35 protein-coding genes, 1 rRNA gene and 1 pseudogene are annotated in these 23,981 nt (G+C 42.7%); 34 read left to right on the plus strand and 3 right to left on the minus strand.

The genetic code is table 11. The features are described 5' to 3' along the window. The first annotated feature begins 31 nt into the window (after positions 1-31). From rplN to AAYR28_RS00890, 29 genes and pseudogenes are all read left to right on the plus strand, one after another. Positions 32-400: a 50S ribosomal protein L14 gene (gene rplN / locus AAYR28_RS00750; RefSeq protein ID WP_003216882.1), complete on the plus strand. Its 369-nt coding sequence runs from the start codon at positions 32-34 to the stop codon at positions 398-400. Between the two features lie 35 nt (positions 401-435). Then, a complete protein-coding gene (rplX, locus tag AAYR28_RS00755) occupies positions 436-747 on the plus strand; it encodes a 50S ribosomal protein L24 (RefSeq protein WP_008356538.1) in 312 nt (103 codons plus the stop codon). Positions 748-772: 25 nt separating this feature from the next. After that, positions 773-1,312: a 50S ribosomal protein L5 gene (gene rplE / locus AAYR28_RS00760; RefSeq protein WP_003217159.1), complete on the plus strand. Its 540-nt coding sequence runs from the start codon at positions 773-775 to the stop codon at positions 1,310-1,312. A 22-nt stretch (positions 1,313-1,334) separates the two neighbouring features. Beyond that, positions 1,335-1,520: a 30S ribosomal protein S14 gene (rpsN, locus tag AAYR28_RS00765; RefSeq protein WP_008356542.1), complete on the plus strand. Its 186-nt coding sequence runs from the start codon at positions 1,335-1,337 to the stop codon at positions 1,518-1,520. A 31-nt stretch (positions 1,521-1,551) separates the two neighbouring features. Beyond that, a complete protein-coding gene (gene rpsH, locus AAYR28_RS00770; RefSeq protein ID WP_007496327.1) occupies positions 1,552-1,950 on the plus strand; it encodes a 30S ribosomal protein S8 in 399 nt (132 codons plus the stop codon). A 31-nt stretch (positions 1,951-1,981) separates the two neighbouring features. Then, positions 1,982-2,518 (plus strand): 50S ribosomal protein L6, encoded by a 537-nt coding sequence (rplF, locus tag AAYR28_RS00775; protein ID WP_024425602.1) that lies wholly within the window; start codon positions 1,982-1,984, stop codon positions 2,516-2,518. A 32-nt stretch (positions 2,519-2,550) separates the two neighbouring features. Next, complete coding sequence (gene rplR, locus AAYR28_RS00780) at positions 2,551-2,913, plus strand: 50S ribosomal protein L18 (protein WP_120209052.1); 363 nt, start codon at positions 2,551-2,553, stop codon at positions 2,911-2,913. A 24-nt stretch (positions 2,914-2,937) separates the two neighbouring features. Next, the gene (gene rpsE / locus AAYR28_RS00785; protein WP_007496332.1) at positions 2,938-3,438 is read left to right on the plus strand and encodes a 30S ribosomal protein S5; all 501 of its coding nucleotides are present in this window, start codon (positions 2,938-2,940) and stop codon (positions 3,436-3,438) included. 13 nt (positions 3,439-3,451) lie between these two features. Next, complete coding sequence (gene rpmD / locus AAYR28_RS00790; protein ID WP_003217067.1) at positions 3,452-3,634, plus strand: 50S ribosomal protein L30; 183 nt, start codon at positions 3,452-3,454, stop codon at positions 3,632-3,634. A gap of 30 nt (positions 3,635-3,664) precedes the next feature. Beyond that, positions 3,665-4,105, plus strand: coding sequence for a 50S ribosomal protein L15 (rplO, locus tag AAYR28_RS00795; protein WP_003216888.1), 441 nt, complete (start codon positions 3,665-3,667; stop codon positions 4,103-4,105). Position 4,106: 1 nt separating this feature from the next. Further along, positions 4,107-5,399 carry a preprotein translocase subunit SecY gene (gene secY / locus AAYR28_RS00800; protein ID WP_007496334.1) on the plus strand — a complete coding sequence of 431 codons (1,293 nt, stop codon included), beginning with the start codon at positions 4,107-4,109 and terminating at the stop codon, positions 5,397-5,399. Between the two features lie 55 nt (positions 5,400-5,454). Next, positions 5,455-6,108, plus strand: coding sequence for an adenylate kinase (locus tag AAYR28_RS00805; protein WP_034283883.1), 654 nt, complete (start codon positions 5,455-5,457; stop codon positions 6,106-6,108). After that, complete coding sequence (gene map / locus AAYR28_RS00810; RefSeq protein ID WP_003217210.1) at positions 6,105-6,851, plus strand: type I methionyl aminopeptidase; 747 nt, start codon at positions 6,105-6,107, stop codon at positions 6,849-6,851. The genes AAYR28_RS00805 and map overlap by 4 nt, the downstream gene beginning before the upstream one ends. 27 nt (positions 6,852-6,878) lie before the next feature. Next, positions 6,879-7,185: pseudogene (locus AAYR28_RS00815) on the plus strand (KOW domain-containing RNA-binding protein). Further along, positions 7,163-7,381, plus strand: coding sequence for a translation initiation factor IF-1 (gene infA, locus AAYR28_RS00820; protein ID WP_003217190.1), 219 nt, complete (start codon positions 7,163-7,165; stop codon positions 7,379-7,381). The pseudogene AAYR28_RS00815 and the gene infA overlap by 23 nt, the downstream one beginning before the upstream one ends. Before the next feature lie 31 nt (positions 7,382-7,412). Beyond that, positions 7,413-7,526 carry a 50S ribosomal protein L36 gene (gene rpmJ / locus AAYR28_RS00825; protein ID WP_003156543.1) on the plus strand — a complete coding sequence of 38 codons (114 nt, stop codon included), beginning with the start codon at positions 7,413-7,415 and terminating at the stop codon, positions 7,524-7,526. 21 nt (positions 7,527-7,547) lie between these two features. Next, the gene (rpsM, locus tag AAYR28_RS00830; protein ID WP_003217023.1) at positions 7,548-7,913 is read left to right on the plus strand and encodes a 30S ribosomal protein S13; all 366 of its coding nucleotides are present in this window, start codon (positions 7,548-7,550) and stop codon (positions 7,911-7,913) included. Positions 7,914-7,933: 20 nt separating this feature from the next. Continuing rightward, entirely contained in the window at positions 7,934-8,329 is a 396-nt protein-coding gene (gene rpsK, locus AAYR28_RS00835; RefSeq protein ID WP_003217231.1) for a 30S ribosomal protein S11, read from the plus strand. Between the two features lie 175 nt (positions 8,330-8,504). Further along, positions 8,505-9,449 (plus strand): DNA-directed RNA polymerase subunit alpha, encoded by a 945-nt coding sequence (locus AAYR28_RS00840; RefSeq protein ID WP_003217009.1) that lies wholly within the window; start codon positions 8,505-8,507, stop codon positions 9,447-9,449. Positions 9,450-9,524: 75 nt separating this feature from the next. After that, the gene (rplQ, locus tag AAYR28_RS00845; protein WP_003216944.1) at positions 9,525-9,887 is read left to right on the plus strand and encodes a 50S ribosomal protein L17; all 363 of its coding nucleotides are present in this window, start codon (positions 9,525-9,527) and stop codon (positions 9,885-9,887) included. 125 nt (positions 9,888-10,012) lie between these two features. Then, on the plus strand, positions 10,013-10,855 hold the full coding sequence (locus AAYR28_RS00850; protein ID WP_120209055.1) for an energy-coupling factor ABC transporter ATP-binding protein: 843 nt from the start codon (positions 10,013-10,015) through the stop codon (positions 10,853-10,855). Further along, the gene (locus AAYR28_RS00855; protein ID WP_039175989.1) at positions 10,831-11,700 is read left to right on the plus strand and encodes an energy-coupling factor ABC transporter ATP-binding protein; all 870 of its coding nucleotides are present in this window, start codon (positions 10,831-10,833) and stop codon (positions 11,698-11,700) included. The genes AAYR28_RS00850 and AAYR28_RS00855 overlap by 25 nt, the downstream gene beginning before the upstream one ends. After that, positions 11,697-12,494 carry an energy-coupling factor transporter transmembrane component T family protein gene (locus AAYR28_RS00860; RefSeq protein WP_034283880.1) on the plus strand — a complete coding sequence of 266 codons (798 nt, stop codon included), beginning with the start codon at positions 11,697-11,699 and terminating at the stop codon, positions 12,492-12,494. The genes AAYR28_RS00855 and AAYR28_RS00860 overlap by 4 nt, the downstream gene beginning before the upstream one ends. 11 nt (positions 12,495-12,505) lie before the next feature. Beyond that, positions 12,506-13,249 (plus strand): tRNA pseudouridine(38-40) synthase TruA, encoded by a 744-nt coding sequence (gene truA, locus AAYR28_RS00865; protein WP_061110680.1) that lies wholly within the window; start codon positions 12,506-12,508, stop codon positions 13,247-13,249. Between the two features lie 166 nt (positions 13,250-13,415). After that, positions 13,416-13,853 (plus strand): 50S ribosomal protein L13, encoded by a 438-nt coding sequence (gene rplM / locus AAYR28_RS00870; RefSeq protein WP_003217042.1) that lies wholly within the window; start codon positions 13,416-13,418, stop codon positions 13,851-13,853. Positions 13,854-13,873: 20 nt separating this feature from the next. After that, on the plus strand, positions 13,874-14,266 hold the full coding sequence (rpsI, locus tag AAYR28_RS00875; protein ID WP_039175996.1) for a 30S ribosomal protein S9: 393 nt from the start codon (positions 13,874-13,876) through the stop codon (positions 14,264-14,266). Positions 14,267-14,441: 175 nt separating this feature from the next. Then, positions 14,442-14,966: a GNAT family N-acetyltransferase gene (locus tag AAYR28_RS00880; RefSeq protein ID WP_061110681.1), complete on the plus strand. Its 525-nt coding sequence runs from the start codon at positions 14,442-14,444 to the stop codon at positions 14,964-14,966. Between the two features lie 122 nt (positions 14,967-15,088). Then, positions 15,089-15,562: a GNAT family N-acetyltransferase gene (locus tag AAYR28_RS00885; protein WP_041115149.1), complete on the plus strand. Its 474-nt coding sequence runs from the start codon at positions 15,089-15,091 to the stop codon at positions 15,560-15,562. Positions 15,563-15,670: 108 nt separating this feature from the next. Next, positions 15,671-16,750 (plus strand): serine hydrolase, encoded by a 1,080-nt coding sequence (locus AAYR28_RS00890; RefSeq protein WP_241770648.1) that lies wholly within the window; start codon positions 15,671-15,673, stop codon positions 16,748-16,750. A gap of 36 nt (positions 16,751-16,786) precedes the next feature. On the opposite strand, the gene AAYR28_RS00895 is transcribed toward AAYR28_RS00890, so the two are convergent. Continuing rightward, complete coding sequence (locus AAYR28_RS00895; protein WP_046314389.1) at positions 16,787-17,356, minus strand: DUF4825 domain-containing protein; 570 nt, start codon at positions 17,354-17,356, stop codon at positions 16,787-16,789. Positions 17,357-17,509: 153 nt separating this feature from the next. Here AAYR28_RS00895 and AAYR28_RS00900 point away from each other — a divergent pair, with 153 nt between their 5' ends. From AAYR28_RS00900 to AAYR28_RS00910, 3 genes are all read left to right on the plus strand, one after another. Continuing rightward, positions 17,510-17,953 (plus strand): DUF2521 family protein, encoded by a 444-nt coding sequence (locus AAYR28_RS00900; RefSeq protein ID WP_044333888.1) that lies wholly within the window; start codon positions 17,510-17,512, stop codon positions 17,951-17,953. Positions 17,954-18,011: 58 nt separating this feature from the next. Further along, a complete protein-coding gene (gene cwlD / locus AAYR28_RS00905; protein ID WP_034283867.1) occupies positions 18,012-18,725 on the plus strand; it encodes an N-acetylmuramoyl-L-alanine amidase CwlD in 714 nt (237 codons plus the stop codon). 103 nt (positions 18,726-18,828) lie between these two features. Continuing rightward, positions 18,829-19,887, plus strand: a complete 1,059-nt coding sequence (locus AAYR28_RS00910) for an Mrp/NBP35 family ATP-binding protein (RefSeq protein ID WP_024425873.1) — start codon at positions 18,829-18,831, stop codon at positions 19,885-19,887. A 37-nt stretch (positions 19,888-19,924) separates the two neighbouring features. Here the strand turns inward: AAYR28_RS00910 and gerD are convergent, their stop codons facing one another. Beyond that, positions 19,925-20,503, minus strand: coding sequence for a spore germination lipoprotein GerD (gene gerD / locus AAYR28_RS00915; protein WP_065215438.1), 579 nt, complete (start codon positions 20,501-20,503; stop codon positions 19,925-19,927). Positions 20,504-20,593: 90 nt separating this feature from the next. Between gerD and AAYR28_RS00920 the strand changes: the two genes are divergently transcribed. Beyond that, positions 20,594-21,196 (plus strand): KinB-signaling pathway activation protein, encoded by a 603-nt coding sequence (locus AAYR28_RS00920; protein ID WP_034283864.1) that lies wholly within the window; start codon positions 20,594-20,596, stop codon positions 21,194-21,196. On the opposite strand, the gene pdaB is transcribed toward AAYR28_RS00920, so the two are convergent. After that, positions 21,189-21,953 (minus strand): polysaccharide deacetylase family sporulation protein PdaB, encoded by a 765-nt coding sequence (gene pdaB, locus AAYR28_RS00925; RefSeq protein ID WP_024425619.1) that lies wholly within the window; start codon positions 21,951-21,953, stop codon positions 21,189-21,191. The two genes, AAYR28_RS00920 and pdaB, sit on opposite strands and share 8 nt — an antisense overlap. A gap of 376 nt (positions 21,954-22,329) precedes the next feature. Here pdaB and AAYR28_RS00930 point away from each other — a divergent pair. Continuing rightward, positions 22,330-23,878: ribosomal RNA gene (locus tag AAYR28_RS00930) — 16S ribosomal RNA — on the plus strand. Positions 23,879-23,981: the final 103 nt, after the last annotated feature.

A 23,981-nucleotide genomic window follows, 5' to 3' on the forward strand; every position in this document is an offset into this window, starting at 1 on the left:
GGATTTCTTTTTCCGAAAGGAGGTAACATTAATGATTCAACAGGAGACTCGTTTAAAAGTAGCTGACAACTCTGGCGCACGCGAAGTACTAACGATTAAAGTTCTTGGTGGCTCTGGACGTAAAACGGCTAACATCGGTGATGTCATTGTTTGTACGGTTAAACAAGCAACACCTGGAGGCGTTGTCAAAAAAGGTGAAGTTGTGAAAGCAGTTATCGTTCGTACTAAGAGCGGAGCTCGCAGAAACGATGGATCTTACATCAGTTTCGACGAAAATGCATGTGTCATCATTCGTGACGACAAGAGCCCACGTGGAACTCGTATCTTCGGACCAGTAGCACGTGAACTTCGTGAAAACAACTATATGAAAATTGTTTCTCTAGCACCAGAAGTACTTTAATGAATACAATCCGCGACTCAAGGAGGTGCGATTAAATGCATGTTAAAAAGGGCGATAAAGTAGTGGTTATCTCTGGTAAAGATAAAGGTAAACAAGGTGTCATCCTTGCTGCTTTCCCTAAAAAGGAACGTGTTTTAGTAGAAGGTATTAACCTTGTGAAAAAACACTCTAAACCAACCCAAGCTAACCCTCAAGGCGGAATTTCTGAACAAGAAGCGCCGATCCACGTATCAAACGTAATGCCGCTTGATCCTAAAACGGGTGAAGTGACACGTGTTGGGTATAAAGTTGAGGACGGAAAGAAAGTCCGTGTAGCGAAAAAATCTGGGCAAGTTCTAGATAAATAGTAAATAAGGAAGGGAGGTCTTTCTCATGAACCGCCTTAAAGAAAAGTATGTAAAAGAAATTACACCTGCATTAGTTTCTAAGTTTGAATACAAATCAGTAATGCAAGTGCCAAAAATCGAAAAAATCGTGATCAACATGGGTGTTGGTGACGCTGTTCAAAACGCTAAAGCAATCGATACTGCTGTTGAAGAATTAACGTTTATCGCTGGTCAAAAACCTGTCGTTACTCGTGCGAAGAAGTCTATTGCTGGATTCCGTCTACGTGAAGGAATGCCAATCGGTGCGAAAGTAACACTTCGCGGAGAGCGCATGTATGATTTCCTTGATAAACTTATTTCTGTGTCTTTACCACGTGTACGTGACTTCCGCGGGATTTCTAAGAAATCTTTCGACGGTCGTGGAAACTACACGCTTGGTATTAAAGAACAGTTAATCTTCCCAGAAATTGATTACGATAAAGTAACAAAGGTCCGCGGTATGGATATCGTTATCGTTACTACTGCCAATACGGACGAAGAAGCACGTGAGTTATTAACTCAAGTAGGTATGCCGTTCCAGAAATAATCAATGAAAGGGAGGCGAAATCGTGGCTAAAAAGTCTATGATTGCGAAACAACAACGCAAACAAAAGTTTAAAGTTCAAGAGTATACGCGCTGCGAACGATGTGGTCGTCCACATTCAGTTATTCGTAAGTTTAAACTTTGCCGTATTTGTTTCCGCGAACTTGCATATAAAGGACAAATTCCTGGCGTTAAAAAAGCCAGCTGGTAATCCCCATAAATGGGAAGGAGGTTATTAAATAATGGTTATGACAGATCCGATTGCAGATTTGCTGACTCGTATTCGCAATGCGAACATGGTACGTCATGAGAAGCTAGAAGTACCGGCTTCAAAAATCAAAAGAGAAATTGCTGAAATCTTAAAGCGTGAAGGTTTTATCCGTGACGTTGAGTACGTCGAAGACAGCAAACAAGGAATTATCCGTTTGTTCCTTAAATACGGCCAAAACAACGAACGTGTTATCACTGGTCTTAAAAGAATCAGTAAACCTGGTTTACGCGTATATGCGAAATCAAATGAAGTACCACGTGTACTTAACGGACTTGGAATCGCAATTATTTCTACATCACAAGGTGTTTTATCGGACAAAGAAGCCCGTGCTAAACAAGCTGGTGGAGAAGTACTTGCTTACGTATGGTAAAAAAAGTTTAAGATGAATGGAGGTGCTTGGTATGTCTCGTATAGGTAAAAAACTAATCGAGATCCCTTCAGGAGTTACTGTGACAAACAACGATAACACAGTGACAGTAAAGGGACCAAAAGGTGAACTAACTCGTGCATTTCACCCTGATATGGAAATTAAAATTGAGGACAACGTCTTAACTGTAAGCCGTCCGTCTGAAAATAAAGAACACCGTGCATTACATGGTACAACACGCAGCTTGATTGCAAACATGGTTGAAGGTGTATCTAAAGGTTTCGAAAGAGGTTTAGAACTTATCGGTGTCGGTTACCGTGCAGCTAAATCTGGAAACAAACTTGTTCTTAACGTTGGATACTCTCATCCAGTTGAAATCGTTCCTGAGGCTGGAGTTGAAATCGAAGTTCCATCTCAAACGAAAGTAATCATTAAAGGTATCGATAAAGAGCGTGTAGGAGCTCTAGCTTCTAACATCCGCGCTGTCCGTGCTCCAGAGCCTTACAAAGGTAAAGGAATTCGTTACGAAGGTGAATTCGTTCGCCGTAAAGAAGGAAAAACTGGTAAGTAAGATCGCTTAATGTGAAGAAAGGAGTGACTCGGATGATTACGAAAACTAGCAAAAACGCTACTCGTCTTAAAAGACATGCTCGTGTTCGTGCGAAACTTTCAGGTACTGCTGAAAGACCTCGCCTTAACGTTTTCCGTTCTAACAAGAATATCTACGCTCAAGTAATTGATGATGTTAACGGTGTAACACTTGTAAGTGCTTCTACTCTTGATAAAGAGTTAAAGATCGAGAATAGTTCTGACACTGCAGCTGCTAAGAAAGTTGGCGAACTTGTTGCAAAACGTGCTGTTGAAAAAGGAATCTCTAACGTGGTATTTGACCGCGGAGGATACCTATATCATGGACGTGTAAAAGCTCTAGCTGAAGCTGCTCGTGAGGCTGGACTTAAATTTTAATAAAAGAAGGAGGGACACATCCGAATGAGTCGTATTGACCCAAGCAAATTAGAGTTAGAAGAACGCTTAGTTACGGTTAACCGCGTAGCGAAAGTTGTTAAAGGTGGACGTCGTTTCCGTTTTGCAGCTTTAGTTGTTGTCGGTGACAAAAACGGTCATGTAGGTTTCGGTACTGGTAAAGCACAAGAAGTACCAGAAGCGATCCGCAAAGCTGTTGAAGATGCGAAAAAGAATTTAATTGAAGTACCAATGGTTGGAACTACAATTCCACATGAAATCATCGGTCGATTCGGTGCAGGAAACGTTCTATTGAAGCCTGCTTCAGAAGGTACAGGAGTTATCGCTGGAGGCCCAGTTCGTGCGGTACTTGAGCTTGCTGGTCTAGCTGATATCCTTTCTAAATCTCTAGGTTCTAATACACCGATCAACATGATCCGCGCAACACTTCAAGGTTTAAGTGAGCTTAAACGTGCTGAAGATGTAGCGAAGCTTCGTGGAAAATCTGTAGAAGACCTGTTAGGATAAGGAGGGAACAATAATGGCAAATAAATTAGAAATTACCCTCAAACGCAGTGTAATCGGTCGCCCTGAAGATCAGCGTGTCACTGTTCGTACTCTTGGTCTTAAGAAAACAAACCAAACAGTCGTACATGAAGACAATGCAGCGATCCGCGGCATGATTAACAAGGTGTCTCATTTAGTTTCTGTTAAAGAACAATAAAACATTTTTAATCGATAAGGAGGTGCCCAAATGAAACTTCATGAATTGAAGCCTTCAGAAGGTTCACGTAAAGTACGCAACCGTGTTGGTCGTGGTATTGGATCAGGTAACGGTAAAACTTCTGGTAAAGGTCATAAAGGTCAAAACGCTCGTTCTGGCGGCGGTGTACGCCCTGGTTTCGAAGGTGGTCAGATGCCTTTATTCCAACGCCTTCCAAAACGTGGTTTTACAAACATTAACCGTAAAGATTACGCGGTAATCAACTTAGACAGATTAAACAGTTTTGACGAAGGAACGGAAGTAACTCCTGAACTTCTTCTAGAGACTGGTGCAATAAGCAAGTTAAAAGCAGGAGTAAAAATTCTTGGCAACGGTAAATTAGAAAAAAAATTAACTGTAAAAGCCAATAAATTCTCTGCTTCTGCGAAAGAAGCGATTGAAGCTGCTGGCGGTACAGCCGAGGTGATCTAACTTGTTTAAGACAATCTCCAATTTTATGCGCGTGAAAGATATACGGAATAAGATTATATTCACACTTTTAATGTTAGTCGTCTTTCGTATAGGTGCTTTCATCCCTGTGCCTAATGTGAACGCCGAAGTTCTCCAGGCACAGGATCAAATGAGTGTTTTCGGAATCCTCAACACGTTTGGGGGCGGGGCACTTTTCCAATTCTCCATTCTTGCAATGGGGATTATGCCGTATATCACTGCTTCGATCATCATTCAGCTCTTGCAGATGGATGTTGTTCCGAAGTTTACTGAGTGGTCAAAGCAAGGAGAGGTTGGCCGCCGAAAATTAGCACAATTCACAAGGTATTTTACAATTGTTCTAGGATTTATCCAGGCGCTAGGAATGTCATATGGATTTAACAATATGGCAGGAGGCATGCTGATTGAAAACCCTGGTGTTTCAACGTATCTCTTAATTGCGGTCGTACTCACTGCGGGAACAGCATTTTTAATGTGGCTGGGTGAGCAGATTACTGCTCACGGTGTTGGTAACGGTATTTCGATTATTATCTTTGCCGGTATCATCGCTGGTATCCCTCAAACATTAAAACAAGTGTACGCTCAACAATTTGTAGGTGGAGATGGACAGCTGTTCATGCAAATCCTTAAAATTGCCCTTATTGTCATTGCCATTCTTGTCATTGTTATCGGTGTTATTTACATTCAAATGGCAGTGAGAAAGATTGCAATTCAATATTCAAAGGGAACTGGCCGTGCACAAATGTCTGCTAGTCAAGCAACGCACCTTCCATTAAAAGTGAATCCAGCAGGGGTGATTCCAGTCATCTTTGCCGTTTCTTTCATTATTACTCCGCAGACGATCGCATCGTTCTTCGGAACCAATAATGTAACAACTTGGATAACCAACAACTTTGACTATACTAAGCCAATCGGTATGACGATTTATGTAGCACTGATTGTTGCTTTCACATATTTTTATGCCTTTGTCCAAGTCAATCCTGAACAAATGGCTGAAAATCTGCAAAAGCAGGGTGGCTATATCCCGGGAGTTCGTCCAGGGAAAATGACTCAAGATAGAATTACGAGCATTTTGTACCGACTCACGTTTGTGGGCGCCATTTTCTTAGCCGTGATTTCAATACTTCCTATCTTTTTCATTCAATTCGCTGGATTACCTTCCGCTGCACAAATTGGCGGCACAAGTCTTCTCATTGTTGTAGGTGTTGCACTTGAAACAATGAAACAGCTTGAAAGCCAATTAGTGAAACGAAATTACCGTGGATTTATGAAATAAAACAGAGGGCTGGGCAGCTGCCCAACCTCTCTAAGTAAGGAAGGGGAAATCCGAAATGAACTTAGTCTTAATGGGGCTTCCGGGTGCTGGTAAAGGCACTCAGGCAGAACGAATTGTTGATGATTATGGGATCCCTCATATCTCAACAGGAGATATGTTCCGCGCTGCTATGAAAGAGGAGACACAACTTGGGCTCGAAGCAAAATCCTTTATCGATAAAGGAGAGCTTGTTCCTGATGAGGTCACAATCGGTATTGTTAGAGAAAGACTTGGCAAAAATGATTGTGAACAAGGTTTTCTTCTGGACGGATTTCCGCGAACAGTCGCTCAGGCTGAAGCTTTAGAAGAAATTCTAAAGGACCTTGGCAGAACGATTGATTATGTCATTAATATTAAAGTCGATAAAGATGCTTTGATGGAGCGTCTGACTGGCCGAAGAATTTGCAAAAATTGCGGAGCAACATATCATTTAGTATTCAATCCACCTGCGAAAGAAAATGTTTGCGACAAGTGTGGAGGCGAGCTTTATCAACGTGCAGATGATAATGCAGAAACCGTTTCGACTAGACTTGAAGTAAACTTAAAGCAGACTGAACCTTTACTGAACTTCTATTCAGAAAAAGGATATCTTGTAAACATTGATGGTGCGAAGCACATTAACGATGTGTATGCAGATATCAAGGACCTGCTTGGAGGATTAAATAAATGATTATCTGTAAAACTCCTCGCGAGCTTGAGATTATGAGAGAAGCTGGACGTATTGTCGCACTGACTCATGAAGAGCTGAAGAAACATATAAAACCAGGTATTTCGACAAAAGAATTGGATCAAATTGCCGAACGTTTTATTACAAAGCAGGGTGCAATCCCATCTTTTAAAGGGTATAATGGTTTTCGCGGGAGCATTTGCGTTTCGGTGAATGAAGAACTCGTTCACGGTATTCCTGGTAAACGGGTTTTACGTGATGGTGACATCATTAGTATCGATATTGGCGCAAAGTTAAATGGCTATCATGGTGACTCTGCTTGGACTTATCCAGTTGGGGTAATCAGTGATGAAGACCGCAAACTACTGGAAGTCACAGAGGAATCTCTATATAAAGGCTTACAGGAAGCAAAGCCAGGCGAACGTCTGTCGAACATTTCCCATGCCATACAAACGTATGTTGAAAATGAAAATTTTTCAGTTGTTAGAGAATATGTTGGACATGGGGTCGGACAGGATCTTCATGAGGACCCTCAAATTCCTCATTATGGTCCGCCCAACAAAGGCCCGCGGCTAAAACCTGGGATGGTGTTGGCCATCGAACCGATGGTGAACGCAGGCAGCCGATATGTGAAAACATTGGCTGATAACTGGACGGTTGTAACGGTTGATGGGAAAAAGTGTGCTCACTTTGAGCATACGATTGCGATTACAGATACAGGTTTTGATATACTGACTAAGATTTAGGTCTTCACTGAAGCCTTTCAGGCCCAAATCGGGCAGGTTGTCTGTATAGTCCAAAGAAAGAACAAGATCAGTATACAGGTGTCATCGGCATGTTCGTTGGCTGCCATGTACTAATCGCAGACGGAGAAAAGCGTAAATTTCATTCTCCTAAGAAAAAATATCAATCATATAACCTTTTATGATTGCGTATCTCCGGAAGTTCAGAACAGTATATTCAAAACAGGTCGGGTGATAGATGAACAATTGAGAGATTCTCATTTGGGCATTTGTCAGAGAGCAAGTTACTGATTTGAAGAAGGGAGAACACTTGAATGGCGAAAGACGATGTAATTGAAGTGGAAGGTACTGTAGCAGAAACTTTGCCAAACGCAATGTTCAAAGTTGAACTAGAGAATGGTCATACAGTTTTGGCTCATGTATCAGGAAAAATCCGTATGCACTTCATTCGCATTTTACCTGGAGACAAAGTTACGGTAGAATTATCTCCATATGACTTAACTCGTGGTAGAATTACGTACCGTTACAAATAAAGCAACTCCGGAAGAAGGAGGTTGGAAACACATGAAAGTGAGACCATCTGTTAAACCTATCTGTGAAAAATGTAAAGTGATTCGCAGAAAAGGAAAAGTAATGGTGATCTGTGAAAACCCAAAACATAAACAAAAACAAGGCTAATAACAAGGAGGTGCCCAAATCATGGCTCGTATTGCTGGTGTAGATATTCCACGTGATAAGCGTGTTGTCATTTCTTTAACATATGTTTTTGGAATTGGTCGTACGACTGCGCAACAAGTCCTTAAAGAAGCAGGTGTTTCTGAAGACACTCGCGTTCGCGATCTAACTGAAGACGAACTTGGTAAAATCCGTGATATCATTGACAAACTTAAAGTAGAAGGTGACCTTCGTCGTGAAGTTTCACTTAACATTAAGCGTCTAATTGAAATCGGAAGCTACCGCGGAATCCGTCATCGTAGAGGACTTCCTGTTCGTGGACAAAACACAAAAAACAACGCGCGTACTCGTAAAGGTCCGCGTCGTACTGTAGCTAACAAGAAAAAATAAGTAAAGGAGGTAGTTAAAGAATGGCTGCTGCTCGTAAACAAAATACGCGTAAACGTCGCGTGAAAAAGAATATTGAAGCTGGAATCGCTCATATCCGTTCCACTTTCAACAACACGATTGTAACGATTACTGATGTTCATGGAAACGCAATTTCTTGGTCAAGTGCTGGTGCATTAGGATTCAGAGGTTCTCGTAAATCTACTCCTTTCGCTGCACAAATGGCTGCTGAAACTGCTGCTAAAGGTTCTATCGAACATGGTCTTAAAACACTTGAAGTAACTGTTAAAGGTCCTGGTTCTGGTCGTGAAGCTGCAATTCGTGCACTTCAAGCTGCAGGTCTTGAAGTTACTGCAATTAGAGACGTAACTCCAGTTCCTCATAACGGATGCCGTCCACCAAAACGTCGCCGCGTGTAATTTGTTTGTATAGATTTTGTGTCCCTGTCAATAATGGGTTATGATACAGTTATTTATGAGACGAATACACGACTCGTTGCCTGAGCACATACGGGACTAAACAATGAGGAATTTCGGATGGAATCTCATATGATTCTATTCGAGGTTTCGACGTTTTGAAGGAGGGTTTTATTAGATGATCGAAATTGAAAAACCAAAAATCGAAACGGTTGAAATCAGCGACGATGCCAAGTATGGCAAGTTTGTCGTAGAGCCACTTGAGCGTGGATATGGTACCACTTTAGGGAACTCCCTTCGTCGTATCCTTTTATCCTCACTTCCTGGTGCAGCTGTAACATCGATCCAGATAGATGGTGTCTTACACGAATTCTCAACGATCGAAGGCGTGGTTGAAGATGTTACAACGATTATCTTAAACATTAAAAAGCTTGCACTCAAAATCTACTCTGAAGAAGAGAAGACGCTTGAAATTGATGTACAAGATGAAGGTACTGTAACAGCTGCTGATATTACACACGACAGCGATATTGAAATCTTAAATCCAGATCTTCACATCGCAACTCTTGGCAAGAATGCGAGCTTCCGTGTTCGCTTAACTGCACAAAGAGGTCGCGGGTATAATCCTGCTGATGCAAACAAAAGAGACGATCAGCCAATCGGTGTGATTCCGATCGACTCAATCTATACACCTGTATCTCGTGTGACTTATCAAGTGGAGAACACCCGTGTTGGGCAAATCACAAACTATGATAAATTAACACTAGATGTATGGACTGATGGAAGCACAGGACCGAAAGAAGCGATCGCTCTAGGTTCTAAGATTTTAACTGAACACCTGAATATTTTCGTTGGGTTAACTGACGAAGCTCAGCATGCTGAAATCATGGTTGAGAAAGAAGAAGACCAAAAAGAAAAAGTGCTTGAAATGACAATTGAAGAGCTTGATCTTTCTGTTCGTTCTTACAACTGTTTGAAGCGTGCGGGTATTAACACTGTTCAAGAGCTTGCTAACAAGACAGAAGAGGATATGATGAAAGTTCGTAACCTTGGACGTAAATCTCTTGAAGAAGTGAAAGCGAAACTAGAAGAACTTGGACTGGGTCTTCGTAAAGACGATTGACTAGTTTCATTGTGAACTAGGATTTTCGTGTGTTTTTTATTCATACAGCATCTCTAATTAAGGAGGGGACATCACATGGCATACAGAAAGCTAGGACGCACTAGTGCACAACGTAAAGCAATGCTTCGTGACCTAACGACTGATTTGATCATCAACGAACGCATCGAAACAACTGAAACACGTGCGAAAGAACTTCGCTCTGTAGTTGAAAAAATGATCACTCTTGGCAAACGCGGAGATCTTCATGCTCGCCGTCAAGCTGCAGCTTACATTCGTAATGAAGTAGCTAACGCTGAAACAAACCAAGATGCACTTCAAAAATTATTCGCTGACGTTGCAACTCGCTACGAAGATCGCCAAGGTGGATACACTCGTATCATGAAGCTTGGACCTCGTCGCGGCGATGGCGCACCAATGGCTGTCATTGAATTAGTTTAATCACATATCGTGTATCTAAGAAAGGGCGGGACAGTTCATAACTGGATCTATGCCCTTTTTTAGGTACTACGGCTTTTTTAAGAATAAGCAAAGAAGAGGTTGAGCTGAGAGGAGGTCCGGTAGAGATGGGGAAGACATTAATTGACGTAAAGGACATTGTATTTCGTTATCACAAGGATGTGGACAAGCCCGCTTTAGATCAAGTGTCACTGCATGTGAATCAAAATGAATGGCTCGCCATTGTTGGTCATAACGGTTCAGGTAAATCCACACTTGCCCGTGTGCTGAATGGGCTCATTTTACCGGATGCTGGTACGGTCAAGGTTGGAGAGATTGAGCTTAAAGAAGAAAGTGTGTGGGATATTCGCAAAAAGGTCGGAATGGTCTTTCAAAACCCAGATAACCAATTTGTGGGCTCAACGGTTCGTGATGATGTGGCTTTTGGTTTAGAAAATAACGGGGTTGAGCGGGAATTGATGATAGAACGTGTAGATTGGGCTGTCAAACAGGTCAATATGCAGGAGTTTCTTGATCAAGAGCCGCACCATCTATCAGGCGGGCAGAAGCAGAGAGTCGCCATTGCAGGTGTGCTTGCCGCAAGCCCTGACATCATGATCTTGGATGAAGCAACATCAATGCTTGATCCGATTGGCCGTGAAGAAGTGTTAGAGACTGTTAGACTACTGAAGGAACAAGGAACGGTCACAGTCATTTCCATCACACATGATTTAGACGAGGCTGCCAAAGCAGACCGCGTCATTGTGATGAATGGCGGGAAGAAATTTTCCGAGGGAACGCCAGAGGAAGTATTTGAACTAGATGAACAGCTGGTTCAGATTGGACTTGATCTGCCATTTTCCTATCGATTGAGCAAGCAATTGAAGCAGCAAGGTGTGCCGCTTGCAAATGCCCATTTGACACAAGAAGGATTGGTGAAAGAGCTATGGACATTACGATCAAAGAATTAGAGCATCGTTATCAAATGAAAACGCCGTTTGAGCGTCTCGCTTTGTATGATGTCAATGCTTCCATCAAAGAGGGCAGCTATGTCGCTGTCATTGGTCATACGGGCTCTGGTAAGTCTACATTGCTGCAGCATTTAAATGGATTGCTCAAACCAACGAAGGGGAGCATTGCGCTTGGAGAGACAGTTTTACAAGCCAATAAAAAGCAGAAGGATATGAAACCCCTCCGGAAAAAGGTAGGCATCGTGTTTCAGTTTCCTGAGCATCAGCTCTTTGAGGAAACCATCCTCAAGGATATCTGCTTTGGCCCGATGAACTTCGGTGTTCCTCAAGAGAAGGCAGAAGCGAAGGCGAAGGAGATGCTGAAACTGGTTGGTCTTCCTGAGTCCCTATTATCTCGATCTCCCTTTGAACTAAGCGGTGGTCAAATGAGACGTGTGGCGATTGCAGGCGTTTTAGCGATGGAGCCAGAAGTGCTTGTGCTTGATGAGCCGACTGCTGGGCTGGATCCACGCGGGCGGAAGGAAATCATGGACATGTTCTATGACCTTCATCAAAAGGCAAACCTCACCACGATTCTGGTCACACACAGTATGGAAGATGCCGCTCATTATGCGGATCAAATGATTGTGATGCATAAAGGGACAGTGAAGGCGACAGGTACGCCGAGAGAGTTGTTTGCCAATCGTACAGATATGTCTTCGTTTGGTCTCGACCTCCCAGAAACGATTAAATTCCAGCAGACTGTAGAAGAAAAGCTTGGTATTACGTTTCCAAGGCCGCTCCTGACGATGGATGAAATGGCAGAAGCCTTAACAGCTCTTTATCAGGAGGACACGACATCATGATGGATAGTATGATTATCGGCAAATATGTGCCAGGTTCATCCTTTGTCCATCGTCTTGATCCAAGGACAAAGCTGTTATCAATTTTCTTTTTTGTCTTTATTGTTTTTTTTGCTAATAATTACATCACTTACGGGCTTTTAGGTGTCTTTACCATCCTTGTGGTGATGGTTTCTCAGGTGCCGCTATACTTTATTCTCAAGGGAATGAAGCCGATCCTATGGATTGTCCTGTTTACCTTTATTCTGCATATTTTCATGACAAAGGATGGCGCCTTGCTATTCCACTTTGGTTTTCTGAATATTTATGAAGAAGGTTTAAAGCAAGGAATATTCATTTCACTCCGTTTTGTCTATCTCATCATGATGACGACACTTCTTACGTTAACCACAACGCCTATAGAAGTGACAGACGGGATGGAGAAGCTTCTGCACCCATTCCGTAAAATCAAACTGCCTGTTCATGAGCTTGCTCTCATGATGTCCATCTCTCTTCGGTTTATTCCGACGTTATTAGAAGAGACGGATAAAATCATGAAGGCACAAATGGCACGAGGTGTTGATTTTACAAGCGGGCCTTTAAAGGATCGCATGAAAGCCATCGTTCCTTTGCTTGTTCCGCTTTTCGTCAGTGCGTTTAAGCGTGCAGAAGAACTGGCGACCGCGATGGAAGCGAGAGGCTACCGCGGGGGAGAAGGACGGACGAAGTACCGTCAGCTTGTCTGGGGCATGAAGGACACGTTCACGCTGCTTTTATTCATCCTGTTAACAGCACTCCTTGTGCTGCTTAGAAATTAGGTGATTCCTAGATGAAGGTCAAATGTACCGTATCCTACGATGGGACACATTTTAAAGGCTATCAGGTGCAGCCAGGGCAGCGAACCGTTCAGACGGAGATAGAGTCAGCCCTTGCAAGAATGCACAAACAGGATGAACTGATTCCGATTGTGGCTTCCGGCCGGACGGACAGCGGTGTCCATGCAAAGGGACAGGTCATCCATTTTGACACCCCGCTCTCGATCCCGATGGAGAGATGGCCTTTTGCCCTTAACAGCTTGCTGCCGGATGATATCCGTGTTCTAAAGGCTGAGGAGGTCGATGACTCGTTTCATGCCAGATTTGGTGTTGTTTCGAAGGAGTACCGTTATAAGGTCTCAACGGAAACACACCAAAATGTGTTCACGAGACAGTATGCCTGCCACTATCCTTACCGGCTGGATATCGATAAAATGAGAGAAGCCGCTGAGCACCTGATTGGGACGCATGACTTTACAAGCTTCTGTGCGGCCAATACGGAGGTTCAGGACAAGGTGAGGGTTATTTATGCCCTTGAGTGGAAAAACGTCTCAGGTGGGCTTGAAATGCGTGTGAGAGGGAATGGCTTTTTATACAACATGGTGCGGATTATCGCTGGAACGTTGCTTGAAATCGGTTCTGGTAAATTTCACCCTGAGGAGATAAAAGCTATGCTTGCCGCCCGAAATCGCGAAGCGGCAGGCAAGACTGCGCCTAGTCACGGACTGTATTTATGGGAAGTTTTCTATGACAACTAAACCAGGTGTAACATGTTCTTGACACAGGAAGCAGAAAGTTATAAGATATCATATGGTATGTATTTCAACCCCACAAATAAGCCCCGGAAGACTTATCTTGTGTTTTGAAATAGAACGTAGCATTTGATTCAAGGAAAATTCATTGATTTATTTAGGAGGGAAACTCATGCGTACAACACCAATGGCGAACGCAAGCACAATTGAGCGCAAATGGCTAGTTGTTGATGCGGCAGGCAAGACTCTAGGTCGTCTTTCTACTGAAGTAGCATCACTTTTGCGCGGTAAGCACAAACCAACTTATACACCACACGTTGATACAGGTGATCACGTCATCATCATCAATGCTGAGAAAATTGAATTAACAGGTAAGAAATTGACGGACAAAATTTACTACCGTCACACGATGCACCCAGGTGGTTTGAAACAAAGAACTGCTCTTGAGATGCGTACAAACTACCCTGAAAAAATGCTGGAGCTTGCTATCAAAGGTATGCTTCCAAAGGGTCCACTAGGTCGTCAAATGTTCAAAAAATTAAATGTGTACCGTGGTTCTGAGCATCCACATCAAGCACAACAACCTGAAGTTTACGAACTTCGCGGTTAATTATAAGGGAGGTTAACAATTTGGCACAGGTTCAATATTACGGTACAGGTCGTCGTAAAAGTTCTGTAGCGCGCGTTCGCTTAGTTCCAGGTGAAGGCCGTATCGTCGTTAATAATCGTGAAATTACTGAATACATTCCATTCGCTGCTTTAATCGAAGACGTGAAACAGCCTTTGAACATCACAGAAACAGCTAACAGCTACGATGTTCTTGTAAATGTTCACGGTGGTGGATTCTCTGGTCAAGCTGGAGCAATTCGTCACGGTATCTCTCGTGCTCTTCTAGAAGTAGATCCTGAGTACCGTACATCACTTAAACGTGCTGGACTTCTTACTCGTGACCCACGTATGAAAGAGCGTAAGAAATACGGTCTTAAAGGCGCACGTCGCGCACCTCAGTTCTCAAAACGTTAATCAATTTTATATTGTATGGACGTTTTACAAAGGTTTGTTACAGACAAACCTTATAAAAAAAGCATCAGCATCCTGCTGGTGCTTTTTTATTTGTGTTTTTTTCTGTTTGGAAACATATAAAATAGGATCATAGCAAGGTTTCTATTTAAAAAATGAAGTCTATGGAGGGTGTCATATGAATCTAACAACAGAAAGGTGTATCATTCGATCATTTGCTGAGGATGATTGGCAGGATGTCTATGCATATACATCTAATGAGACGGTGATGAAGTATATTCCGGAAGATGTATTTTCTAAAGAAGATGCGAAGGAATTTGTCAAAAATAATTGTCATGAAGATGCTAAGTATGTTGCTGTCCTTTTAAAAGAAGATCATACATGTATCGGGCATATCGTGTTTCATCCTTACTTTGGTGAGCACACATATGAAATTGGCTGGGTTTTCAATCCTGCCTATCAAAACAAGGGCTATGCATCAGAAGCGGCTTATGCCGTTCTGCATCATGGTTTTCACACAATGAATTTACATCGAATCATTGCGACTTGTCAGCCTGAAAATGTGTCATCGTGGAGAGTGATGGAGAAATTGGAGATGAGGAGAGAGGGGTATTTTAAAAAATGTATACCACAAGGAAATGAGTGGTGGGATGAGTTTTACTATGCCATCTTACAAGAGGAATGGTTCGTGAAGAGGGCTTGATCAGTTTTCATGGTATGAAATACTTTGATGAAAAAGCAGCTGATCAAATCTTATATGAACACTCTTAACTGGTATTTTGGTAAGTGAAAACAATCTTCCATCCATCATAGGAGGTGCTTTCATTGAATTTAAATCAATTGACATTGAGAGAAGCCGTGCAAGAAGACCTCGACAAAATCGTCTTCATGCTTTCAGATGATAAGTTAGGTCAAAAGAGAGAGCGTTACACTCGCCCATTATTAGAAAGTTATATCAAAGCCTTTCGTTCAATCGATGCTGATCCAAATATTGAACTCATTGTTGCGTGTGACCAGGAAGAAGCAGTTGGTGTTCTTCAGTTAACCATGACGCCATTTCTTACACATCAAGGGGGATGGAGAGCATCCATCGAAGGAGTTCGTACGGCTTCGAGTCATAGAGGAAAAGGAGTCGGTTCGCTGCTTATAAAGTGGGCCATTCAACGCGCAAGCGACCGCGGCTGTCATATAATTCAACTGACAACAGATAAACAGAGGCCAGAAGCACGCCATTTTTATGAGAAATTAGGATTTGAAGCCACTCATGAAGGAATGAAGCTGCATTTGCCTCATGAATAAGGATATCAAGAAGCGGAGGATTCACGTACCTCTGCCTTTTTTGTGCCTTTATTAGGAATATTTGCTATATTTAATATATAAATCCTCTGTTATTTGGAAAGGAGAAACATGTTACTCAAAATCGGTCTAGTTGTCATAGGTGTGGTCATACTTTACGTGGTGGTTCAAGTCTTGCTGTATAAAAGAGATATGAAGAAAACGAAGGAAGATCTTTTGACATTTGTCGCAAAAAACAAAAAGGATGTTTCAGTGACAATCATTGAAAATGATGATGTGGTGTTAGAATGGAATGCTGATCAAAAAACACCACTTGCAAGTACGGTGAAATTAGTAGTTTTATTTCATTTTGTTAAAGCTGTATCGAGCGGCGCCATCAAGCTAGAGGAAAAAGTGGCATTGTCTGATATAGAGCGGTTTTATATTGATAGAACAGACGGTGGTGCGCACGCGTACTGGCTGGAGGTCAATGATTTTTCTGAGCATGCGGCTTTATTAGATGTTGCCAAAGGGATGATGCAATTCAGTTCGAATGCTTGTACGGATTATTTGATTGACCGGCTGGGCTTAGAAAAGATCAATGATCAGATGAAACAAGCAGGTCTTACAGAACATGATGAACTCATGCCGCTGACGCCAATGATTTTGTGGTCCGCTTATGTATCTGATCGTCGGCGGGATGCATTCAAGAAAATGAGCGGTGTATCCGAAGAACAATACAAATCTCTAATGAATGAGATTTTTAATATCATGAAAAATGACCCAGAGTATAAAAAGGCGTTAGAAGAAAAAATGAAAAAAAAGAACTTATTAGGCTGGCGTATACAATCATTACTGACGCAAAAGCTGACAAAGTCTACAACCAATCAATATGCACAATTTATGAAACGTCTCCAGGATGAGCTGTTAACAATAGAAGAAAAGAGTCTTTTTAGCCAAATCGTACTGGGAGAAACATTGAAAAAGGAAACAGATCAATATCTTTGGTATAAAGGCGGAGCAACATTGTTCGTTTTCACAGGTGCTTTATATCGAAGAACAGATACATCTTCTATATCCATTTCTCTTTTTATCAATGATCTGAAAGCGAACAATTCTCACTGGATTGGGGGAGTATTCAACGAATTTATGCTTACTGCAGCAGTGGATCAAAACTTTCGACAACGATTGATACAGGCTTTCACTACATAAACATCAAAAAACAGAGGGAAACACCCCTCTGTTTTATTATTTCTGCATTGGAAACGTTTTGTATACATCTTGGCGTTTCTCTTTTGACTTCACAACTCCATCAACCAGTTCCTTTTGCCAAAGTGTTGTATCGTCTTTGTACTTTTTAAAAGGGTGAGGGAGTTTTTTTTCTATCTGTTTTCTTTTAAACGTGACGGACGGCTCGTCTTTCGAGCTCATGTTAAGTGTCACTTGCTCTACGTTATCGACAAGAATAAAAAGTGCGATGGCGTTGTATAAATACGTTTTTTCGATCGTATCCTTTTGATCAAACCAGAAGGCGTCAAACTGTTCTTCTGTATAGCCTGCATTTTCTTTTACTCCATACGTGACGTCTAATGCTTTCCCATCGATGATTTCAAATTCACGTATTACGCCTCCAGGAAGATCTGATAAGATTTCACGAATGGCTGAATTGTCACCGAGATACGTGTTTTTGTGTGTTGAAAGTTGTTTTAAGGATATGTCTTCTATTCCTTTTATACCGCTCTTTTTCTCTGCGGCTTGACTGCTGCATGCAGATAAGACGACAGTTAATAGCAGCAGGATATACATCCATTTCTTCATTGATTTTGCCCCTTTATTGTTTCTTTCTATATGTAAATATCTATTTTATCACAATTTTCCATTCCGATCGTTCACTGACCGTCATTTCCATTTACTGAACTGCATGTTTTGTTCAAACCAACGAACAATACAAAGAAAAAAGGAGTTCAGTCCATGGCAGAAGTGCTTTCATTTTATCAACTAAAAACAAAACGAGATGTCACGCTTGAAAAGAAGCTTTTGCGTACATTGTCTCTTCAACAAGTAACGGCCGCTTCTGAGAAATTCACAAAGAAGCTGTTTCCATTTGCAGATGATCCAGCCGGTATAATGAGTGATGGCTGCATCGATTTCGCCATTGAAGCTTTCTTAGCTGGCGGGAGATACGGTGAGTCGAGTAAATACGGCGAATCATTCGACGATATCAAAAAGCGGTCCTCCCAGGAGGAAGCTGAGCTGATTGAAGAGCTCGCAGGGTGCTTGCAATCGTGGGGGAATATGTTCCGTATGGAGCGGAAGATGTCATGTTTATATCCATTTGCGAAGGATTTTTTAAGCATGTGGTGGCAGGAAGGCTTTCGTGAATCAGAAAAAAGACACAAGCTTCGGCTGCACTAAGCATATTTCCAGTCCTTGTCCCATATCTATAAAATAATGGTGTATGGGAGGGACAGGGATGAAAAGAAAGCTGAAGTGGACAGGGTTTTTAATTGGGTTTATTGTCCTCTTATTCTTATTCAGGTTTCAATTTCTAAATGATGATTCATGGAAATCGTGGAATTTGCCTCTAAGCGGGAAGATCATCTATTTAGATCCGGGTCACGGCGGTCCAGATGGAGGGGCTGTAGGAGGAGAACTGCTTGAGAAAGAGATTGCACTGGATGTATCCATGAAGATACGTGACTATTTGCAGGAGCAGGGAGCGCTTGTTCTCATGACCCGAGAGGATGATTCTGATTTATCATCAAAGAATACAAGGGGATATGCCAGAAAGAAAGCGGAGGATTTAAGGAACCGCGTCAAAGTCATCAATGAATCTGAAGCGGATCTCTATTTAAGCATTCATTTAAATGCGATACCATCAAACAAATGGAGCGGGGCTCAGACGTTTTTTTATGGAAAGTATGAAGAGAATGAAAAGGCAGCGAAGTTTATTCAAGATGAATTACGCAGAAATCTTGAAAACACGGATCGAAAGGCGAAGCGGATTAATGGCATTTATTTAATGCAAAATGTCACAAAGCCAGGAGCTCTTGTGGAAATTGGATTTCTCTCCAACCCGAAAGAGGCTGGCCAGCTGGCAACACCTAAATATCAGGATCAAATTGCTGCCTCTATTTATAAAGGGATTTTAAGATATTTAACAGAGCAAAAAGAGCCTCCTGAATAAGGGGCTTTTTCCTTTTGATCGCAGGCAAACAGGACAGACATTGTAAGGATATGTATGATATACTTGGATTGTAAACGAATTCAATAAAGGGTGAGGTTCTGCTATGATCGGACAAGATGATGTGAGAAAACTAGTTGGGAAGATGGACGAACCTTTCCTTCATATACCGCTTGGTGAGCTGGATGCCATCAAGGAAATCAGCCTAAAGCCTGAGAAAGAGCATGTGAGCCTAAAGGTGGCCATTGCTAAAACAGGCACTGCTGAGCAGATGAAGCTGCAGCAAGACATCGTACAAGCCTTGAAAGCAGCAGGTGCTAACACAGTAGGACTTCGTTTTGAGGAACTGCCTCAGGAAACACTTGAAAAGTTTATGCCATCACAAGATGAGGAAGAAACTCTGCTTAACTCTAAAAATCCGCCTGAGTTCTTAGCGATTGCGAGTGGAAAGGGCGGCGTTGGTAAATCGACTGTTTCTGTTAACCTTGCTGTAGCGCTGGCTCGTCTAGGGAAAAAAGTCGGGCTGATTGATGCTGATATTTATGGCTTTAGTGTACCGGATATGATGGGAATCACTGTTAGACCAACAGTTAAAGGGGAAAAAATTATTCCTGTGGAGCGCTTTGGTGTCAAAGTGATTTCAATGGGCTTTTTTGTTGAAGAAAATGCACCGGTTATTTGGAGAGGACCGATGCTTGGAAAAATGTTAAATAACTTCTTCCATGAAGTTGAGTGGGGAGAATTAGATTACTTACTATTAGACCTTCCGCCTGGAACGGGAGATGTGGCGCTTGATATTCATACAATGCTGCCTAGCTGTAAAGAAATCATTGTCACTACACCGCATCCGACAGCTGCCTTCGTTGCAGCAAGAGCAGGCGCAATGGCACTGCAAACAGATCATGAGGTGCTCGGGGTCGTTGAGAATATGAGCTATTATGAAAGCAAAAAAACAGGTGAAAAGGAATACGTCTTTGGAAAAGGCGGCGGGGACAAGCTGGCTGAAGAGCTGCGTGTATCAGTCCTTGGCCAAATTCCTTTAAGACAGCCTGATTGGAATGAGGATGATTTTGCGCCTTCTGTCTATGATGCAAGTCATCCGACAGGAGAAGTGTATCAACACATTGCGAATAAAGTCATTGAACAATTAGCAGTGAAAGCATAATGAAAGCCCGAGTGGATGAATGCCACTCGGGTGATGTTTAACTGTCGCTTCCTTGTGATCCGGATTCACTGCTGCTTTCGGATGCTGCCTTTTTGAGCTCATCTTCGAATTTCTTCTTATAAAGAGGGCTGCTTAATGTTTCCGTAATGACTTTTTCTAAGTGTTTTCTAAACTCTTTGCTTTTTACCAATTCACCGTATTTCTTTTCCATCTCAGGATCCTTGAGAATATCCATCATCAGCTGTTGATAGTCAGGATCCTTCATTAGCTGTTTTAACATTCTTTCATGCTGTTGCTGCATGGATTTTGCGAAAGTCTCGGCAAATTTAGAATCCTCAAAGACCTTCTTCCAGAACTCTTTGCCTTTATCAGAAGTCAGTGTTTTCTCTATCGTTTTTTTCACAGTTTGTTCATCCATTACCAAAGCTTCATTCATTGCCTCGTCATTTAATAACTGTTGAATGGCCTTTTTACCGTCATCTGTCTTTAATATATCGACGACCATTTTTTTTGTTTCGTCATAGTCCATATTAGATGAGGATTGGGTTTTGGGAGCACAAGCTGTTAGAGATAAAAGAAGAAAACAGCTCATTATACGCAAGATGCCTTTTGACATACTGTGGCTCCTTTCGTTACATGTCTTACTTTTAATATGAATGTTTCACGTAAATTTATACATAACAAAAATAGGGGTTGGATCAATTCAATGAAAAGTCGGGATTTAGTTCGTTTTTTCTTCTCTGTGCTAGCTGTTGGAGCGGTCATTACAAGCGTGGTAGGCTTTGCGCTGGAGTGGGGGAAATATCAGAAGCTTTTTATATCGTTTGAAATTCTAGAGATCGCATCTGTGTTGTTTTGGTTCATTGGTGTAGGGATGATCTTTAGTGTCATTAGCCAGATGGGGTTTGTTGTCTTCTTGACGGTGCACCGGTTTGCGTTAGAGATTTTCCGGTCACATTCTTTATGGAATACCATTCAGCTGTTTCTTGTGATTTTTGTGCTGTTTGATTTAGCTTACTTGCGATTTTTGTTTTTCGGGGAGAATGATTCATTTCTTCCATACTTGTGGCTGCCTGTTTTTATCGGTGTGTTTGCATTGATCGTGGCTTATTTTAAACAGCAGCAGTCCTCTAAGAAAACATTTGTTTCTGCAATGTTTCTCATGGTTGTCATCACGTCGTTAGAATGGTTCCCGGCGCTCAGAGTCAATGAAGAGGACTGGCTGTATTTAATGCTGTTCCCGCTATTAGGCTGTAATGCGTTTCAGCTGTTAGCGATGCCGCGGTTTTCAAAAGCGAAAGCTACTTAACTTCTGATGACTTTGTTTTCGTGTTGGAGATCAGTTCGCCAACCGTCACATTTTTTAAATGCTTTTCTTTTATTTGTTTCAAAATAGCTGGTAAGGCTTGAGCGGTTTGGGTTGCTGAATCTGAGGCGTGAAGGAGAACAATGTCTCCGCTTTTCATTCGATCATTTACATTTTGAACAATTTGGTCGACACCCGGATTCAGCCAATCCTGTGAATTGATGCTGTAATGAACAACGGTATAACCGTACTGTGTGGCAATTTTCAGTGCTGTTTCGTTAAACTGTCCAGTTGGCGGTCTTAATAGTTGAATGTCATCTAGTCCAAGCTTTTGAAATGTATTTTGTGCACGGACAAGATCTTGCTTGATTTCACTATCTTCAAGCTGGCTATAATTTTTATAAGCATAGCCGAGGCTTCCAATTTGATGGCCGTCCTCCCTAATTTGTTTCACGATATCAGGATGACGCTCAGCCCAAGAAGCAGACAGAAAGAAAGTGGCGTTCTTTATACCGTACTCTCGAAGGACATTTAAAATAGGAACAGCCTTCTCATCCCCCCAGCCAATATTAAAAGTGAGAGAGACATGTTTTGATGAAGTCTCTCCTTTATAAATGGCTCGGGGTCCATGTTCAGTTTTAAATACCGACAGCGGCGGTGCCTTTTGTACATAAAAAAAGGTTGCAGCTGCAAGGGCTGCTACAAGAATAATGACAACTTGCTTCAGCCGTTTAATAGGCAACACATATAATCGACTCAATTCAAACACTCCTGCCTTGTCCAAGATTGTTACTTGATTGTATGCAGGACAAGGGTTTAAGATGCTTAATAAAACTATTTCAAAAAAAGTTTCGAAAAGGCGTTGACCGATAGAATGTTTTCGTGATATATTATTAATCGTCGCTGACACACAGTGACAAACACAAAACGCTTCGGGAAATAAACTTGAAAAAAGTTGTTGACATAAGATGAAGCGAAATGTTATATTATTAAAGCCGCTAAGAACGGCGGAGATGATCTTTGAAAACTAAACAAGACAAAACGTACCTGTTAATTCGAGTTTTTATAAAAAAATCCTATGATACTTCATAGGTAGTCAGTCAAACTGGCGAAAAGCAAAACTTCGGTTTTGTATTTTTTCGGAGAGTTTGATCCTGGCTCAGGACGAACGCTGGCGGCGTGCCTAATACATGCAAGTCGAGCGGACAGAAGGGAGCTTGCTCCCGGATGTTAGCGGCGGACGGGTGAGTAACACGTGGGTAACCTGCCTGTAAGACTGGGATAACTCCGGGAAACCGGAGCTAATACCGGATAGTTCCTTGAACCGCATGGTTCAAGGATGAAAGACGGTTTCGGCTGTCACTTACAGATGGACCCGCGGCGCATTAGCTAGTTGGTGGGGTAATGGCTCACCAAGGCGACGATGCGTAGCCGACCTGAGAGGGTGATCGGCCACACTGGGACTGAGACACGGCCCAGACTCCTACGGGAGGCAGCAGTAGGGAATCTTCCGCAATGGACGAAAGTCTGACGGAGCAACGCCGCGTGAGTGATGAAGGTTTTCGGATCGTAAAGCTCTGTTGTTAGGGAAGAACAAGTGCGAGAGTAACTGCTCGCACCTTGACGGTACCTAACCAGAAAGCCACGGCTAACTACGTGCCAGCAGCCGCGGTAATACGTAGGTGGCAAGCGTTGTCCGGAATTATTGGGCGTAAAGGGCTCGCAGGCGGTTTCTTAAGTCTGATGTGAAAGCCCCCGGCTCAACCGGGGAGGGTCATTGGAAACTGGGAAACTTGAGTGCAGAAGAGGAGAGTGGAATTCCACGTGTAGCGGTGAAATGCGTAGAGATGTGGAGGAACACCAGTGGCGAAGGCGACTCTCTGGTCTGTAACTGACGCTGAGGAGCGAAAGCGTGGGGAGCGAACAGGATTAGATACCCTGGTAGTCCACGCCGTAAACGATGAGTGCTAAGTGTTAGGGGGTTTCCGCCCCTTAGTGCTGCAGCTAACGCATTAAGCACTCCGCCTGGGGAGTACGGTCGCAAGACTGAAACTCAAAGGAATTGACGGGGGCCCGCACAAGCGGTGGAGCATGTGGTTTAATTCGAAGCAACGCGAAGAACCTTACCAGGTCTTGACATCCTCTGACAACCCTAGAGATAGGGCTTTCCCTTCGGGGACAGAGTGACAGGTGGTGCATGGTTGTCGTCAGCTCGTGTCGTGAGATGTTGGGTTAAGTCCCGCAACGAGCGCAACCCTTGATCTTAGTTGCCAGCATTCAGTTGGGCACTCTAAGGTGACTGCCGGTGACAAACCGGAGGAAGGTGGGGATGACGTCAAATCATCATGCCCCTTATGACCTGGGCTACACACGTGCTACAATGGACAGAACAAAGGGCTGCAAGACCGCAAGGTTTAGCCAATCCCATAAATCTGTTCTCAGTTCGGATCGCAGTCTGCAACTCGACTGCGTGAAGCTGGAATCGCTAGTAATCGCGGATCAGCATGCCGCGGTGAATACGTTCCCGGGCCTTGTACACACCGCCCGTCACACCACGAGAGTTTGCAACACCCGAAGTCGGTGAGGTAACCTTTATGGAGCCAGCCGCCGAAGGTGGGGCAGATGATTGGGGTGAAGTCGTAACAAGGTAGCCGTATCGGAAGGTGCGGCTGGATCACCTCCTTTCTAAGGATATATGGAGCAGCGTGCGTTTTCGTCTTGTTTAGTTTTGAAGGATCATTCCTTCAAAACATGTCTCTAGCGAGACAGGATTGTTCTTTGAAAACTA

This window comes from Bacillus safensis (assembly GCF_039619585.1).
Classification (GTDB): Bacteria; Bacillota; Bacilli; order Bacillales; family Bacillaceae; genus Bacillus; species Bacillus safensis.